Source organism: Streptomyces sp. NPDC001980 (assembly GCF_040296885.1).
Taxonomy (GTDB): domain Bacteria; phylum Actinomycetota; class Actinomycetes; order Streptomycetales; family Streptomycetaceae; genus Streptomyces.
The window spans coordinates 195133-210575 of the sequence record NZ_JBEOYD010000016.1; the positions used below are offsets into that span (position 1 = coordinate 195133).

Below are 15443 nucleotides of genomic sequence, written 5' to 3' on the forward strand. Positions count from 1 at the left end.
GGTGTTCGGGATGTCCCTCGCCGCGCCGTTCGAGAGGGAGTCGGGTGCGGGATTTTCCTGATGCCCCGTTTTCATCCGGCCCGTGCGGTGGACAATTAGGGGCATGAGCCAGCCAGGGGGTAGGCCCACCCGTCACGACGACGACTGGTGGGGGCAGTTGTACGACGACTCCACCGACGACACCGGACCCACGCCCGCACCCGATTCCCTGGACGACCGCTTCGCCTCGGCGAAGAAGACGGTGGGGGGACGGCGGGGCGTCACCGTGGAACCGGGCGACGAGCAGCCACCGCCGACCGTGCCGGCCCAGCGGGCGCCCGCCGCCCCCGCCGAGGACACCAGGACCGTTCCGCGGACCTGGCCCTGGGACGAGGAGGACCAGGAACCGCTGGAGCCGGACGACGACCCGGCGGACCTCCACCCCGCCACCCGGCTCGACCTGACCGGGCCGCCCTCGCCTGCCGCCCCGGAGACCCTGGAGACCCCGGAGGCCTCGGCTGCCGTGGCCGTCCCCGCCGCCGCCTCGGCCTCCTCCGTGGACTACGTCGGCTCCGGCCCGCCCACCTACGACGCCGAGCCCACCGCCCTGCCCGCCGCCGACCCCGACGAACTCGACGACCTGGTCGCCGACACCGTCCTGGACGGCGCCCGGTACGGCGCCTGCACCCTGCGGGCCGTCTCACAGCGCGGCGACTCCGCCCGGTACCGGGGTGAACCGCGCCGCGACGCCCTGCTCACCGCCCGGTTCGGGGCCGGCGAGCAGGCCCTGGTCCTCGTCGCGATGTCCACCGGCGCCCGGGCCACCCCCGGCGCGCACCGGGCCGCCGCCGAGCTGTGCGAGTGGATCGCCCGGGCCGTGGGCCGCAGCCACCGGCGGCTCACCGAGGACATCCAGGCGGCCCGGCGCGGCGACCTCAAGTCCGGGCTGCACCGGCTCACCGACCGCAGCCTCGGCAAGCTCCGCGCCAGCGCCGCCGAACAGGGCATCGCCCCCGAGGAGTACGCGGCCAGCCTGCGCTGCCTCCTCCTCCCCGCCCACCCCCAGTGCCGTACCCGCGTCTTCTTCGGGGTCGGCGAGGGCGGGCTGTTCCGGCTGAGGGGCGGCGAGTGGCAGGACATAGAACCGCGCGTCGACACCGACACCGCCGGCGAACCCGTGCTCGGCTTCGGCTCGCTGCCCTCCGAGACCCCGCAGGGCGACCGGCTCACCATGGACCTGGGCATCCCGACCCCGCCGAGCCCCTACGAACCGGCCCCCGAGCCGCCCCGCGACCCGTTCCTGTTCCGGGCCTCGGTAGCCCGCCCGGGTGATGCTCTCGTGATGTGCACGGGCGGCCTCGCCGACCCGCTGCGCGGCGAGCCCGCACTCTGCGCCTACCTGGCCCGACGCTGGTCCGGCCGCACCCCGCCGGGCCTCGCCGCGTTCCTCGCCGACGCCCAGGTCCGGGTCAAGGGGTACGCCGACGACCGTACGGCGGCGGCCGTCTGGGAGGCGTGAGCGCGTCCTCTGTGGATACATGGAAGGGCATCGCGGGGGGAAGCCGGAGAATCCGCGGAGCCGAAGGGTGCCCGACCGCCATGGCCAAGCAGAACGTCGCCGAACAGTTCGTCGACATCCTCGTCCGCGCCGGGGTGCGCCGTCTCTACGGCGTCGTCGGCGACAGCCTCAACCCGGTCGTGGACGCCGTCCGCCGCAACTCCGCCATCGACTGGATCCACGTCCGGCACGAGGAGACCGCCGCCTTCGCGGCCGGCGCCGAGGCCCAGATCACCGGCACGCTGGCGGCCTGCGCCGGCTCCTGCGGCCCGGGCAACCTGCACCTCATCAACGGCCTGTACGACGCCCACCGCTCGATGGCGCCCGTCCTCGCCCTCGCCTCCCACATCCCCTCCAGCGAGATCGGCCTCGGCTACTTCCAGGAGACCCACCCCGACCGGCTCTTCCAGGAGTGCAGCCACTACAGCGAGCTGATCTCCAACCCGCAGCAGATGCCCCGGCTGCTCCAGACCGCCATCCAGCACGCGGTCGGCCGCAGCGGGGTGAGCGTGGTGAGCCTGCCCGGTGACATCGCCGACCAGCCCGCCCCGGAGCAGTCCGCCTCGGCGGCCATCGTCACCTCCCGGCCCACCGTCCGCCCCGGCGACGCCGAACTCGACAAGCTGGTCGCGATGATCGACGCGGCCGACAAGGTGACCCTGTTCTGCGGCAGCGGCACGGCGGGCGCCCACGCGGAGGTCATGGAGCTGGCCGAGAAGATCAAGTCCCCGGTCGGACATGCCCTGCGCGGCAAGGAGTGGATCCAGTACGACAACCCGTACGACGTCGGCATGAGCGGGCTGCTCGGCTACGGCGCCGCCTACGAGGCCACCCACGAGTGCGACCTGCTGATCCTGCTCGGCACCGACTTCCCGTACAACGCCTTCCTCCCCGACGACGTGCAGATCGTTCAGGTTGATGTGCGCCCCGAGGTCCTTGGCCGCCGCTCCCGCCTCGACCTGGCGGTGTGGGGCGACGTGCGCGAGACGCTGCGCTGCCTGGTGCCGCGGGTGCGGGCCAAGACGAACCGGCGCTTCCTCGACCGGATGCTGAAGAAGCACGCGGACGCGCTGGAAGGAGTGGTGAAGGCGTACACGCGGAAGGTCGAGAAGCACGTCCCGATCCATCCGGAGTACGTGGCCTCGGTGCTCGACGAACTCGCCGACGACGACGCGGTGTTCACCGTCGACACCGGCATGTGCAACGTCTGGGCGGCCCGCTACCTCTCGCCCAACGGCCGCCGCCGGGTCATCGGTTCCTTCTCGCACGGCTCGATGGCCAACGCGCTGCCGATGGCGATCGGCGCCCAGTTCACCGACCGGCGGCGGCAGGTCGTGTCGATGTCCGGGGACGGCGGATTCGCCATGCTGATGGGCGACTTCCTGACCCTGGTCCAGTACGACCTGCCGGTGAAGGTGGTCCTGTTCAACAACTCCGCGCTGGGTATGGTCGAGTTGGAGATGCTGGTCGCGGGGCTGCCCGCGTACGGCACCGGCAACACCAACCCCGACTTCGCCGCCGTCGCCCAGGCCTGCGGCGCCTACGGGGTGCGGGTCGAGAAGCCGAAGCAGCTCGCCGGCGCGCTCAGGGACGCCTTCCGGCACAAGGGCCCGGCCCTGGTCGACGTGGTGACCGACCCCAACGCGCTGTCCATCCCGCCGAAGATCAAGGCCGAGATGGTCACCGGCTTCGCGCTCTCCGCGTCCAAGATGGTCCTCGACGGCGGCGTGGGCCGGATGGTCCAGATGGCCCGCTCCAACCTGCGCAACGTGCCGCGGCCGTGACCAGGGGCATCGCTCAGTCGGTGGGCACCCACTGGCGGGCGCCGTCGACGGAGCCGTACCAGTAGTGCGGCAGGCCCTTGATGGAGCTGGTGCGGAACGGCCGGCCGTGGTCGTCGATCCGGACCGTGCCGCTGCGGCCCTGTGACGACCAGTCGAGTTCGAGGTACCAGCGGCAGTCGCAGCCCACGGTGCTCGCCTTGACGCGCAGCACCTCCGGGTCCGTGGCGGAGACCCGGTAGGGCAGGTGCATGGTCGAGACCGTCTGCCCGTCGGGGCCCTCACCGGCCACCGGGCGGGCGATGGGGCGGTCCTTGTCCAGGTTCACGTCGAAGTACCGCGGAGTGAGCCCGCCGCCGCAGCCGTCGGCCATGGAGTAGGCGATGCCGGGCGCGGGAGCCGTACGGCCGACGACGCGCACCCGCAGCGCCTCCAGGACGACGGCGGTGGACGAACGGCCCTGCACGGAGACCTCCACGATCGTGTTGCCGCCGTGCACCGCGCCCTGCGTGGCCGCCCAGGTGCCGGCGTCCTGCGGGGCGGGCGGCGGCGGGACCTGGGCCGGCTGCTTGTCGATCACGTAGTCGTGGTCGCAGCCCAGCTCCCAGAGCTGTGAGTTCGCGGTCCAGGCGAGGGGGACGGCGGTCGGGGCCGGGGTGCCGGGCGTGCCACCCCCGGAGGGGGAGGAGGTCTTGGCACCGCCCGACGCCGATGAGGACGCGGACGAGGACGACGGGGTGGCGGAGGCGGAGTTCGGCGCCGGGCCGGTGGCGCCGCTGCCGTGGCGCTCGGCGTCACCGGAGGCGGTCGTGACGGAGGAGCCGGGATCCCAGGCCGCGCTGCCGGCGGGCTGCCGGTCGTCCGGGAGGGCGGCCAGGGTACCCAGGGTCGCCAGGAGCGCGGTGGCCACGGCGGAGGCGACCAGCGTGCGGCGCCGTCGGTACCAGGGGCGGGCGACGGGGGGCGCTTCCCCTGAGGGGGCCGCTTCCGCTAAGGGTTCCGCGGCGGGTCGCGGGGTTTCCACGGGTTCGGAGGCACGGGTGTCCGCCGGCCCGGGGCTCTCCGCGGGCTCCGTGCTCTCGGTGTCCTCCGTGCTCTCTGCGTTCTGGGCGCCTTCCGCGGTCTCTGCGCTTTCCGCGGCGCGCGGGCGCTGGCGTGCCGCCACCGCCCGCAGCCAGTGCTCGTGGAGTCCGAGCCGTTCCTGCGGGGTCGCCCCGCAGAACGCGGCCAGGCGTTCCACCGGAGCGAAGTCCAGCGGGACCGCCTCGCCCGCACAGTAGCGATGCAGGGTGGAGGTGTTCATGTTCAGGCGGCGGGCCAGGGAGCCGTAGCTCCGGTCCGTACGGTCCTTCAACTGCCGCAGCAGCGCCGCGAACTCCTCGACGTCGTCGCGCACGGGCACCTTCCCCCGCTCGTCCGTATCCCAGGCACTCATATACCTGCACGTCAGCAGGGCTGGGATGGTTCCAGGGCGGGGAAACGGACGGTCGCCGTTGCGGTCCGACCCGGTGACGGCCGATGCTCTTGGTGCCGCACCGAGCAGGCCGGACCGACCAGCCGGCCACGTCGGCGGCAGCCCACACCCATGCACCGACCCACGGGGGAACACCCATGCCCAAGCGCACCCGAGCAGGCGCGCTCACCGCACTCGCCGGCGCCGCACTCGTCGCCGGCACCGCGCTCGCCGCTCCCGCGGCGGCCGCACCCAAGGCGCCCGGCTTCCTCGCCGCGGCCGACCTGCCGCCGCGTCCCGGCTCGTCCTGGACGGCCGGCAAGGTCACCGCCGGCATTCCGGAGGAGGTCAGGCAGGACATCTGCATCGGCGTCGGGCTCGGCGGCGGCCAGGACTCCTGGTACCGGAAGTTCCGGACCGACCTCGACACGAGCGCCCGTCAGGTCAGCGCGGAGCTGCCCAGCGTCCGCCTGGCGAAGGGCCGGTTCGCGAAGCTCGACGAGGACATCGTGTCCTGCGCGGACCGGATCGAGATGGAGGATCCGCAGATCCGGGCCACGTTCCAGGACCACGGCACCCTCCCGGTCGGGGACGGCGCCCATGTCTACGCCCTGCGCACCGTGACCGCCTGGGGTGCCAGTGACATCCGGCTGATCTCCATCGGCCGGGAGGGGCGCACCGTCACCGTCGTGGACTGGGGGCAGCTCGGCGGCTTCGTGGACGCGCCCGTGAAGGCCTTCAAGAAGACCACCACCACGGCCGTGAACAAGCTCCACTGACGCACGGTCACCGGGACCGGGGCCGCCCTCTCCCTCGGGGGAGGGGAGGGCGGCCCCAGACGCAAGACGCAAAGAAACGAAGACACGAAGTCACAGAAAACGGGGAACAGACATGAGCAGCAAGACCCGCGCCGTCCTCACCGCCGGCGTCCTCGCCGTGGCCCTCGGGCTCGGCGCCACCGCCCAGGCCTCGGCCGGCGCACCGCGCACCGTCAGTGGCAACCCGGCTGACAACATCACCCGCATCGCCGACTTCTACGGCGCCTACATCGACGCGGAGAGCGACCTGGACGGCAGCGGCAACCTGCCCACCGCCCTGCGTGCCTACTACATCGCCCCGAGCTACCTGAAGAAGCTCAAGGCCTGGGAGAACCGCGAGCACGCGGACGGGGTGCTGCGGGCCCAGAACACCCCGCTCAAGTGGAAGGTCACGGACAACGGCACCGGAAAGTACACGGAGGCCGTCGTCACGCTCACCTGGAGCCGCAACACCACCTCGAAGCTGGTCGTCGACATGACCCGTGACACCCACAAGATCGTCAACATCGGCACCAAGGGCCTCGGGGGCAAGTAGCCGGAAGGACAGGTTTCGGCCAGGTTCGCCGGTGCCGCGGACCGCGTGAAACAGCTCGGGGGGTTGCGTGCGGGGCTGAATCACGCCGGGTCCGCGGCACCCTTGGCGCGTACGGGGCGGTCAGGGCGGCGACGTACGGGCCGGAGCGGGCCCGGGACATGGCCGAACACCCGGTCGTCATCGGCGTGACATGACTGGCCCGTGCCCGAGCGGGCATGGATCCCCGTGAACGTGTTCGATCAGGAGGGGATCCGGCAAACAGCGTGCGGGCGGGGGTCATGAACAGTCAGGCACGAGGGGGCGGTCCCGTGGCCATCGGGGCCTCCTCGGCGCAGACCGCGGGGGAAGAGACCGACACGACGGAACGGGGAAACCCGTCGCAGCTCAGGCGCCGGCTGGGACGGTCGGACCTGCGGGCGGTGCCCGAGGCGCGCAGGGAACTGCGGGAGCTGCTGCGGCACTGGGGGCGGCCCGGCCGCTCCGAGATAGCGGAACTGCTCACCAGCGAACTCGTCACCAACGCGCTCGTCCACACCGACCGGGAGGCAGTGCTGACGGCCGTCGTGGAACCGGGCCAACTGCGGGTGGAGGTACGGGACTTCGTGGCCCGCAGGCCGCGGATGTGCGCCCCCGGCGCCGACACCGACACCGACGACGGTACGCACGGCCGGGGCCTGGTGCTGGTCGACGCCTTCGCCGACGCGTGGGGCGTCCAGGCGCACGAGGTCGGCAAGTCGGTGTGGTTCGAACTGGACGCGGAGGCCGCCTGAGCGCTCCGCCGGACCCGCTCAGCCGGCGCCTCGTACCCAACGGGACGGGGGCGCGACCGTCATGGTCACGCCCCCGTCCCGAGGTGCTTGTGCGGCAGTCGGCGATATCAGCCGAACTGCTGCTCGAGGTCCTTGAGCTTGCGCTCCAGGGAGTCCAGGCGCGGCAGTGCCATTGTGTCGTCCTCCGCGGTCAGGTCGACCGTGATCGGGTCAGACCCTTTGCGGACGGGCTGAAGGGAGGGCCGCTGGCGTACGGGCAGCTGCTCCGGCGCCGATATGGCAGGCTCCGCAGTGGGCTGGGAGGCGCGCTCGACCTGGTGCTGCACCTCGTCCTGCCGGCCGCGTCCGACGAAGCCGCGGTGGCCCCGGCTTATGGCCTTGAGCTGGGCCCGCTCCAGACGGTCCTGCTCGCGGCGGCGCAGCCGGTTCGTCTCCTTCTGCCGCTTGTCCTCGCGCACCTCGTCGACCGCCTCGTCCAGGCTGCGCACGCCTTCGAGGAGCATCAGCGACCAGGCCTTGTACGTCTCGCGGGGGGCGCGCAGCCAGCGGACGATACGGATCTGCGGCAGCGGACGCGGCACCAGACCCTGCTCGCGCAGGGCGGCCTTGCGGGTCTGCTTCAGCGCGCGGTCGAAGAGGACGGCCGCGGACAGCGACATGCCGGCGAAGAACTGGGGAGCGCCCGCGTGGTCGACACCCCTGGGCGCGTGCACCCAGTTGAACCAGGCCGCGGCACCGGCGAACGTCCATACGAGTATCCGGGAGCCGAGGGCCGCGTCACCGTGGCTCGCCTCGCGCACCGCGAGGACGGAGGAGAACATCGCCGCGCCGTCCAGACCGAACGGGACGAGGTACTCCCAGCCGTCGGAGAGGCCGAGGTTCTCCTGGCCGAAGCCGACCAGCCCGCGGAACGAGAGGGCCGCGGCGACCGACGCGGAGGCGAACAGGAGCGCGTAGGAGACGGTGCCGTATATGGCCTCCTTGCGCCGGCGGCGCTCCTCGCTGCGCTCCCACGAGTCGTCCTTCGCGTGCTCCCCGCCGGACCGCTTGGAGCGCGCCAGCACCGCCACCGCGACCAGCATGCCCAGGAGCAGTACGGCGCCGGGAAGCAGCCAGTTCAGCGATATGTCGGTCAGTCTCATCTAGGGGTCCCTTGCATTGGGATAGGGCGTATCGCCCGCCATAGTGGCCCAATCCCACTGGCCCTCAGGGGGTTTCGGGGCAAGAGGCCGCCAAGGAAGTGCAAGGGGATGCCCCAGGGCGGCATTCTGCTCGAACTGCCGCGTGAGGGGCGGGAGTTGAGTTCGAGTAAGACTACCCATACGGGTGGTTCCTCGGAAAGTTCCTGCGGCAAGTGAGGAAGTTGTGAATTCCCTGTCCCCGCGGGGGCGAACCAGCCACCGGCGATCTTAGTGGATGCCGAGGGGTGCCGCGTCCCGGGGGGTGGTGCTGCGGGCGGCCTGAGGGTGCCTCAGGCCGCCGCGGCCGCCGCGAGTTTGGCGATCCGGTCGTCGTCGCAGGTGCGCGGGCAGGTGGCGCAGGTGTCCTCGGGGCGCAGCGTGTAGTACATGCAGCAGCTCGCCCGGTCCCGGGTCGGCAGCGGCTCCCCGGCCGGGCCGGACAGCACCCGGAAGGCGGCCGAACCGACGTACGGCTTGGTCGCGCCCGGGAGCAGCTGTTCGAGTTCGCGGACGGCCCGTGCCTCGTCCCCGAGCAGTTCGGCGATGTACCAGAGCCCCTCGACGACCTCGTCCGTCGCCATGCCCCACAGTGCGCGCCCGCGCCGTCGCATCCGCGGTCCGAAGCCGCCGAGGACCGGCTCCAGGTGTTCGGCGACGGCCGCCCGCACCTCCGCCCGCAGCGCCTCCTCGCCGGCCACGACGACCGCGCCGGGCAGCGTCGCCGCCGGATCGCCCGGGAGGCAGGCGAAGGAGGCGACGCGGACGGCCATCCGGCCCGCCGTGCGGTCGTACGACACCTCGGTCGCGGGCAGGCGGGGGACCCGGCGGTCCAGGAACCAGGGGAGGGTGATCAGGAGGCAGGCCGCCCAGCCGTAGCGGTGCAGGCCGAAGGTGGCGACCACGTCGGGGCGGGCCGGCCTCCCCTCGTCCCGCAGGATCTGGTCCTCGTCCCAGGCCAGGAACGCGTCCAGCCCGGAACCGCCCGCCGCCAGCTCGGCGGCGCCGACCCAGCCGCCGCCCCGGGGCGCCGGGTCGCCCGGTCCCAGCTCCGTGACCGCCAGGTCCGGGCAGACCTCGGTGAGGCGCGCGTAGGCGGCGGAGACGGGGGAGGGCATGGGCTACCACCGATCGGATCCGGGCCGACTGTCAGATAAGTAAGCCTTACCTTACCCACTCGCTCGGAAATTTGAACCAGCGCCTTGTGCGCCTAAGGTGCTTGACGGACAAGTAACAACCCGCCGTTAATGACCCAAGTGCCGACGAGCCGGAGGAGGCCCCGTGGACCAGCGCGCGCACCCGGCTCCCGCCGAGACGGCCAGGGTGCCGGCGCAGTCGCGGTCGGAGGAGTCGGCGCGCGAGGCGCCCGGGTTCCCGGCCGGCCTGCCGGCCGCGCGGGGCGAGCACACGCACGGCGAGCGGCCGATCCCGCAGCCCAGGCCCGCCGTGCAGCGGGCGTCCGTGCGCGGGCAGATCCTCGACGCGCTGCGCACCGCACTGGCCGCCGGGGAGCTGGCGCCCGGCGAGGTGTACTCGGCACCGGCCCTGGGGGAGCGGTTCGGGGTCTCCGCGACGCCGGTGCGCGAGGCGATGCAGCAGCTGGCGCTGGAGGGCGCGGTCGAGGTCGTGCCCAACCGCGGGTTCCGGGTCGTCGAGCGGGGCGCTCGCGAGCTCGCGGAACTGGCCGAGGTACGGGCGCTGATCGAGGTACCGGTGATGCTGCGGCTGGCGCGCAGCGTACCGGCCGAGCGGTGGGCCGCGTTGCGGCCGCTCGCCGAGGAGTCGGTGCGGGCGGCGGCGCGGGGGTGCCGGGCGACGTACGCGGAGGCCGACCGGGCGTTCCACCGGGCGGTGCTGGCCCTCGCGGGCAACGAGCAGCTGGTGCAGATCGCGGAGGACCTGCACCGCCGTGCGGTTCCGCTGCGCGGGGCACGGGCCGACCTGATGGCGGACGCGGCCGAGCACGCGGCGTTGCTGGAGGCGTTGATCGCGGGGGAGCTGGATGCGGTGCGGAGACTGGTGGCCGGGCATTTCGCCGCCGCGGGCTGACAGGGGGAGGGTGTTTGCGCGGGGGCGCGCCGTGGGGGTACCAGCCGGATGCCGGGTGCGGGATGCCGGGTGCGGGCGCGTCGTGGCTGGTCGCGCAGTTCCCCGCGCCCCTGAAGGGGCGCTACAGCCGGAGCTTCTTCCCAGCCCCCAGTGCCTCAAGGGCCTGGGAGGTGCCCCCAGGCGGCACGGGTGGGTGCGGGCGGCATCCGGCCAGCGCCGGTAAGCGTCCCCACCCCCCGGCCTCAGCCCCCTCAGCTGCCCTGCGCCGTCTTCTGGTACGCGTCGTGCCACGCGGCCTTCGCGCCCGAGTCGCCTATGCGGTAGACGTCGACCACCGCGCCGGCCGCCACGGCCACCGACAGCACGCCCACGGCGACCCGCACCGGGAGGGCCGACCAGCGGGCGCCCCTGCCGGGAGCCTGCTCCTCCCCGCCGCGGCGTGTCGCCCACCACACCACCGTGGCCAGCACGAACAGACCCAGGGCCCACGGCAGCAGCCCGTCGCCCAGTTCGGTGTGCCGGCGGACCAGGGTGTCCTCGGTCACGTGCCGCTCCAGCCACTCGCCGGCCTGAGTCGTCAGCGGCACGCTGACGAGGGCGGCCAGGGCGAGCGCGGGCAGCAGTACGCCCAGCCGCCGGGCGGCCCGCGGCCACAGCGCGGCGGCCACCAGGGCGAGTGCGGTCAGCGGGACCAGGACGACGACGATGTGGACCAGCAGGACATGGGCCGGCAGCCCGTTGACGGTGCTCATGGCGAAGCGCTCCTGAGAGGGTCGGGGCGCGTCAGGCTGCCACAGCAGACTCTCAGTTTCCTCTGAGCCGGGTCTCAGGCGCTCGCCGCTCCCGGTGCGGGCGGTGTCAACTGCCGCGCCAGCCAGGTGGGGACGCCGCCCAGCAGACGGAACAGCCGGCCCGCCTCCTCGCGCAGGCGGGACGCCTCCGGCTCGGACTCCGTGTCGGCGAGGGAGGCGAGCGCCGGGGCCGTGCCCACCAGGTAGCCCAGTTCCTCCCTGATCCGCAGCGACTCCGCGAAGCCGTGCCGTGCCTCCGCCAACTCCCCGTCCCGCAGCGCCAGTCCGGCCAGGTGACGCCAGGTGAACGAGAGCAGGAGCGGGTCGGCGTGGGCGGTGGCGGCCGCGTGGGCCCGGCGGTACGCGGCGCGGGCCGCCTGCGGGGAGCGGGTCAGGTTCTCCGCCAGCAGGCCCCGGCGGAAGTCGAGCAGCGCCCGGCCCGGCGCCCCCGGAGGGATCAGCGCCGCCGCCCTCCCGAGCGCGGCCCGCGCCTCGTCCGCCCGGTCCCGCACCCCGTGCAGCGTGGCCGCGTAGGCGAGTTGGCCGCGTTCGCAGGCGGCAGCGCCCCGCTCCTCGTCGGTCCGGGCCACCGCCTCCGCCGTCCGCAGCGCGTCCTCGGCCTCCTCCCAGCCCCCCTCGGTGTACAGACACCGCTCGACCATCAGCCCCGCCCGCTGCAGGGTGTACGTCGGCGTGTCCGAAGGCAGCAGAGCCGCCGCGTCGGCCCAGCAGGCCCGCGAGCGCAGCCGCCACACCGCGGTCTGGAGCGGATCGTCACCGTCGGTCGTTCCGTTCCCAGACATGGCGGAATACGCCACGTTGCCCTCCCCTTGCGCGCCGTCGAGCAGTGAAGTGGTGGCCGCATTCCAGCACCGATCGCCGCGCGGGGCCAAGAGGGTGGGTGAATAATTTCACAAAGTCGTGGGACGGCGGCGCCACTCGGCGCGAGCCGGTGGCACGCCCGCGTGACCTCAGCTCATCCGCAACGCCAAGAAGAAATCGAGCTTGTCCTCCAGCCGGGACAGGTCCCGGCCCGTCAACTGCTCGATCCTCCCCACGCGATAGCGCAGCGTGTTGACGTGCAGGTGGAGACGGGTGGCGCAGCGGGTCCAGGAGCCGTCGCAGTCGAGGAACGCCTCCAGGGTGGGGATCAGTTCGGCACGGTGACGGCGGTCGTAGTCGCGCAGCGGGTCCAGGAGGCGGGCGGTGAAGGCACGGCGGACGTCGTCGGGGACGAAGGGCAGGAGAAGGACGTGCGAGGCCAGCTCCTGGTGGCCCGCCGCGCAGACCCGGCCGGGGCGGGCCGCCGCCACCCGGCGGGCGTGCCGGGCCTCCTCCAGGGCGCCGCGCAGCCCCTCCGCCGAGTGCACGGCCGCGCTGACGCCGAGGGTGACCCGGCCGTCGTCGTCGAGGCCCGCCGACAGCGGTTCCCGTACGGCCGCCAGGAGGGCGTCGGCGTGGATGCCGGACTCGGAGCCGTCGTGCTCGGCGGTGACGGCGGGCAGCGGGACCAGGGCGATCGCCTCGTCGCCGGTGTGGGCCACCGCTATCCGGTCGGAGGGCTCCGGGCCGGTCGCGAGCGGGTCGACCAGGATCTCCTCAAGAAGGGACTGGGCGACCGGGCCGCCCTCGACCTCCCCGCCGTCCCACTCGACGCGGGCGACGACCACCTGCCAGTGCGGGGCCGCGCCCAGCCCGGGCAGCAGGACCGGGGCGGCCACCCGCAGCCGGGCGGCGATCTCGGCCGGGGCCGCGCCCGTCTGGACCAGCTCCAGGACCTCCTGCGCGAGCCTGCGCCGCACCGTGCGGGCCGCGTCACGGCGGTCGCGCTCCACGGCGATCAGCTGGGTGACACCCTGGAGCAGGTCGAGCCGCTCCTCCGGCCAGTCGCCGGCGTCCGCCTCGACCGCCAGCAGCCAGTCCGACAGCACGGTCTCGCGCACGTCCCGGGCGCCCTGCGGGGAACGACCTCCCCCAGCTACCGCTGGGAGGTGCCCCCAGGAGCGGATCGGGAAGAGGGAGTAGGTCGTGCCGTCGAGCAGGGTGCGGTGCGGGCCGCGGCGGCCGGTGCGGGTGGCGGCCAGGTGCTCGGCGGCCAGCCCGGCGCAGGCGTCGGCGGGCAGCGCGGGCCCGGACACCTTGGAGCCCGCGATCAGGCGGCCGGCCGGGGACAGCACCCAGGCGCGCAGGTCGAGGTCGGAGCCGAGCAGGTCGAGGACCACGTCCGGGCCGCCGCCCGCCGGGCCCGAGGTCATCATCCGCCGGTGCCGGTCCACCACGGCCGCCAGGTCCCCGGCGCGCTCGCCGCTGACCTGCCGTACGACATGCTCGGTGATCGTCGCGAAGGCCACCGACTCGTGGACCGCGAAGAGCGGGAGCCGGTGACGCGCGCAGGCCACGGCCAGGTCGTCGGGGACGTCGCCCAGCTCCGCCTCACCGGCCGCCAGCGCGACCACCCCGGCCTGCACCAGCAGTCGTACGAACGGCTCGGAGTCCGCCGCGTCCCGGCGCCACGCCAGGCCCGTCAGCACCAGCTCACCGCCGGAGAGGTAGCGGCTCGGATCGCGCAGGTCGGTGGTCATGACCCCGCGCACGGTACGGTCCAGCTCGTCCTCGCCGCCGAGCAGCCGCAGGCCCAGCGCATCGGTGTCCAGCAGTGCGCGCAGCCGCATCTCGTCGCCGCCGTTCTGTGTCTCGAAATCTACGATGAATCTTGAAGGGTCACGGGGGAGGTGCCCGGCGGGCACCTCCGCGGGCCGTCACCAAGGGCTGCCGGGCCGCCACCGGTGGTCGCCAGGGCGTTTCCTGCGTTTCCACAGGAAAACCAAGAGGTTACTGATGACCTCCGTTCATACGAATCTACAAGATGCCCGTGCTGGCCAGCCAACTCCTTCATGGTTTCGGTGACTGACCCCGCTGGAGTAAGGGGCGGTGTACTGGCGTCATTCCGCGTTAACAGGACATGAACGAGCCGGGCCCGCCGCACACGGATTGGCTCAATCCGCACGACTCACGAGACTCACGAGACGGAGAAGAGAGCCGGTCATGGACTTCCTTCGCCCCGCCAGCTGGGAGGAGGCGCTCGCCGCTAAGGCCGAGCACCCCACCGCAGTGCCGATCGCGGGTGGCACCGATGTGATGGTCGAGATCAACTTCGACCACCGCCGGCCCGAGTACCTCCTCGATCTCAACCGCATCGGCGATCTCTACGAATGGGAGGTCGGCGAGGAGAGCGTACGGCTCGGCGCCTCCGTCCCGTACACCCGGATCATGGAGAACCTCCGCGCCGAGCTGCCCGGTCTCGCCCTCGCCTCGCACACCGTGGCCTCCCCGCAGATCCGCAACCGCGGCGGCGTCGGCGGCAACCTCGGCACCGCCTCCCCGGCCGGCGACGCCCACCCCGCGCTGCTCGCGGCGGGTGCCGAGGTCGAGGCCGAGTCGGTGCGCGGCACCCGGCTCATCCCCATCGACGACTTCTACACCGGCGTCAAGCGCAACGCCCTCGCGCCGGACGAGCTGATCCGCGCGGTGCACGTGAAGAAGGCCGACGGCCCGCAGCAGTACTCGAAGGTCGGTACGCGTAATGCCATGGTGATCGCCGTGTGCGCCTTCGGGCTCGCCCTGCACCCCGAGACGCGGACGGTGCGGACCGGGATCGGTTCGGCCGCCCCGACGCCCGTGCGGGCGAAGACCGCCGAGGACTTCCTGAACGCGGCGCTCGACGAGGGCGGCTTCTGGGACAACGGCAAGATCATCACCCCGTCGGTCGCCAGGCAGTTCGCGGACCTGTGCGCCGCCGCCTGCAACCCGATCGACGACGTCCGGGGCACCGCGAGCTACCGCCGCCACGCGGTCGGCGTGATGGCCCGCCGCACGCTCACCTGGACCTGGGAGTCGTACCGCGGTACCACTGAGCAGAAGGGGAGTGTCGCCTGATGCGCGTCATCTTCACCGTCAACGGACGTCCGCAGGAAGCCGACGACGTCTGGGAGGGCGAGTCCCTCCTGTACGTGCTGCGGGAGCGGCTCGGCCTGCCCGGTTCCAAGAACGCCTGTGAGCAGGGCGAGTGCGGGTCCTGCACCGTCCGGCTGGACGGCGTGCCCGTGTGCTCGTGCCTGGTCGCGGCGGGACAGGTGGAGGGGCGGGAGGTCGTCACCGTGGAGGGGCTGGCGGAGTTCGCGGAGCGGCGGGCCTGCGGCGGGGGGACGGGCGACAGTGCTATGTCACATGTCACGCGTGACACCTCACAGAGCTGGCAGCCCAAGCCCCCCTCCGACTCCCAGACCGGCGAACGCACCCAACTCTCCCCCGTCCAGCAGGCCTTCATCGACGCCGGCGCCGTCCAGTGCGGCTTCTGCACCCCCGGTCTGCTGGTCGCCGCCGACGAGATGCTGGAGCGCAACCCCAACCCGAGCGACGCGGACATCCGCGAGGCGCTCTCGGGCAACCTGTGCCGTTGCACCGGCTACGAGAAGATCATGGACGCGGTCCGCCTCGCGGCCGCCCGGCAGGGAGAGGCGGTCTGAGCGAC

The 15443-nt window shown here is 73.1% G+C and carries 14 protein-coding genes; 8 read left to right on the forward strand and 6 right to left on the reverse strand.

The genetic code is table 11. The features are described 5' to 3' along the window. Window positions 1-103 precede the first annotated feature (103 nt). Both ABT137_RS25110 and ABT137_RS25115 read left to right on the forward strand, forming a co-directional pair. A complete protein-coding gene (locus ABT137_RS25110; protein WP_351712527.1) occupies window positions 104-1498 on the forward strand; it encodes a protein phosphatase 2C domain-containing protein in 1395 nt (464 codons plus the stop codon). 80 nt (window positions 1499-1578) lie between these two features. Further along, window positions 1579-3321, forward strand: a complete 1743-nt coding sequence (locus ABT137_RS25115) for a pyruvate dehydrogenase (protein ID WP_351712529.1) — start codon at window positions 1579-1581, stop codon at window positions 3319-3321. Window positions 3322-3334: 13 nt separating this feature from the next. Here the strand turns inward: ABT137_RS25115 and ABT137_RS25120 are convergent, their stop codons facing one another. Further along, a complete protein-coding gene (locus tag ABT137_RS25120; protein ID WP_351712531.1) occupies window positions 3335-4753 on the reverse strand; it encodes a helix-turn-helix domain-containing protein in 1419 nt (472 codons plus the stop codon). A 176-nt stretch (window positions 4754-4929) separates the two neighbouring features. Here ABT137_RS25120 and ABT137_RS25125 point away from each other — a divergent pair, with 176 nt between their 5' ends. The 3 genes from ABT137_RS25125 (at window position 4930) to ABT137_RS25135 (ending at window position 6894) form a co-directional block, all read left to right on the forward strand. Then, window positions 4930-5550: a hypothetical protein gene (locus ABT137_RS25125; RefSeq protein ID WP_351712533.1), complete on the forward strand. Its 621-nt coding sequence runs from the start codon at window positions 4930-4932 to the stop codon at window positions 5548-5550. 112 nt (window positions 5551-5662) lie between these two features. Next, complete coding sequence (locus tag ABT137_RS25130) at window positions 5663-6124, forward strand: hypothetical protein (RefSeq protein WP_351712535.1); 462 nt, start codon at window positions 5663-5665, stop codon at window positions 6122-6124. A gap of 308 nt (window positions 6125-6432) precedes the next feature. Next, window positions 6433-6894 carry an ATP-binding protein gene (locus ABT137_RS25135; RefSeq protein WP_351712537.1) on the forward strand — a complete coding sequence of 154 codons (462 nt, stop codon included), beginning with the start codon at window positions 6433-6435 and terminating at the stop codon, window positions 6892-6894. Between the two features lie 107 nt (window positions 6895-7001). Here the strand turns inward: ABT137_RS25135 and ABT137_RS25140 are convergent, their stop codons facing one another. Together ABT137_RS25140 and ABT137_RS25145 are read right to left on the reverse strand one after the other, a co-directional pair. After that, on the reverse strand, window positions 7002-8036 hold the full coding sequence (locus ABT137_RS25140) for a DUF2637 domain-containing protein (protein WP_351712539.1): 1035 nt from the start codon (window positions 8034-8036) through the stop codon (window positions 7002-7004). Between the two features lie 329 nt (window positions 8037-8365). Continuing rightward, window positions 8366-9190 carry a (2Fe-2S)-binding protein gene (locus tag ABT137_RS25145; protein ID WP_351712541.1) on the reverse strand — a complete coding sequence of 275 codons (825 nt, stop codon included), beginning with the start codon at window positions 9188-9190 and terminating at the stop codon, window positions 8366-8368. 163 nt (window positions 9191-9353) lie between these two features. Between ABT137_RS25145 and ABT137_RS25150 the strand changes: the two genes are divergently transcribed. Then, entirely contained in the window at window positions 9354-10121 is a 768-nt protein-coding gene (locus tag ABT137_RS25150) for a GntR family transcriptional regulator (RefSeq protein WP_351712543.1), read from the forward strand. Between the two features lie 251 nt (window positions 10122-10372). Here ABT137_RS25150 and ABT137_RS25155 read toward each other — a convergent pair whose 3' ends face one another. The 3 genes from ABT137_RS25155 to ABT137_RS25165 form a co-directional block, all read right to left on the reverse strand. Further along, window positions 10373-10873, reverse strand: a complete 501-nt coding sequence (locus ABT137_RS25155; RefSeq protein WP_351712545.1) for a DUF2231 domain-containing protein — start codon at window positions 10871-10873, stop codon at window positions 10373-10375. A 74-nt stretch (window positions 10874-10947) separates the two neighbouring features. Continuing rightward, window positions 10948-11715: a hypothetical protein gene (locus tag ABT137_RS25160; RefSeq protein WP_351712547.1), complete on the reverse strand. Its 768-nt coding sequence runs from the start codon at window positions 11713-11715 to the stop codon at window positions 10948-10950. 168 nt (window positions 11716-11883) lie between these two features. Further along, window positions 11884-13584 carry a PucR family transcriptional regulator gene (locus ABT137_RS25165; RefSeq protein WP_351712549.1) on the reverse strand — a complete coding sequence of 567 codons (1701 nt, stop codon included), beginning with the start codon at window positions 13582-13584 and terminating at the stop codon, window positions 11884-11886. A 373-nt stretch (window positions 13585-13957) separates the two neighbouring features. On the opposite strand from ABT137_RS25165, the gene ABT137_RS25170 reads away from it, so the two are divergent. After that, window positions 13958-14848: an FAD binding domain-containing protein gene (locus tag ABT137_RS25170; RefSeq protein WP_351712551.1), complete on the forward strand. Its 891-nt coding sequence runs from the start codon at window positions 13958-13960 to the stop codon at window positions 14846-14848. Then, on the forward strand, window positions 14848-15438 hold the full coding sequence (locus ABT137_RS25175; protein ID WP_351712553.1) for a (2Fe-2S)-binding protein: 591 nt from the start codon (window positions 14848-14850) through the stop codon (window positions 15436-15438). Before ABT137_RS25170 ends, ABT137_RS25175 begins: the two co-directional genes overlap by 1 nt. Window positions 15439-15443 lie beyond the last annotated feature (5 nt).

Bases quoted from the DNA above. Each gene is read 5' to 3' on its own strand.
- ABT137_RS25175 (WP_351712553.1), top strand. From the start codon at position 14,848: ATGCGCGTCATCTTCACCGTCAACGGACGTCCGCAGGAAGCCGACGAC.
- ABT137_RS25120 (WP_351712531.1), bottom strand. From the start codon at position 4,753: ATGAGTGCCTGGGATACGGACGAGCGGGGGAAGGTGCCCGTGCGCGAC.
- ABT137_RS25110 (WP_351712527.1), top strand. From the start codon at position 104: ATGAGCCAGCCAGGGGGTAGGCCCACCCGTCACGACGACGACTGGTGG.
- ABT137_RS25160 (WP_351712547.1), bottom strand. From the start codon at position 11,715: ATGTCTGGGAACGGAACGACCGACGGTGACGATCCGCTCCAGACCGCG.
- ABT137_RS25145 (WP_351712541.1), bottom strand. From the start codon at position 9,190: ATGCCCTCCCCCGTCTCCGCCGCCTACGCGCGCCTCACCGAGGTCTGC.
- ABT137_RS25115 (WP_351712529.1), top strand. From the start codon at position 1,579: ATGGCCAAGCAGAACGTCGCCGAACAGTTCGTCGACATCCTCGTCCGC.
- ABT137_RS25170 (WP_351712551.1), top strand. From the start codon at position 13,958: ATGGACTTCCTTCGCCCCGCCAGCTGGGAGGAGGCGCTCGCCGCTAAG.
- ABT137_RS25130 (WP_351712535.1), top strand. From the start codon at position 5,663: ATGAGCAGCAAGACCCGCGCCGTCCTCACCGCCGGCGTCCTCGCCGTG.
- ABT137_RS25155 (WP_351712545.1), bottom strand. From the start codon at position 10,873: ATGAGCACCGTCAACGGGCTGCCGGCCCATGTCCTGCTGGTCCACATC.
- ABT137_RS25165 (WP_351712549.1), bottom strand. From the start codon at position 13,584: ATGCGGCTGCGCGCACTGCTGGACACCGATGCGCTGGGCCTGCGGCTG.
- ABT137_RS25140 (WP_351712539.1), bottom strand. From the start codon at position 8,036: ATGAGACTGACCGACATATCGCTGAACTGGCTGCTTCCCGGCGCCGTA.
- ABT137_RS25125 (WP_351712533.1), top strand. From the start codon at position 4,930: ATGCCCAAGCGCACCCGAGCAGGCGCGCTCACCGCACTCGCCGGCGCC.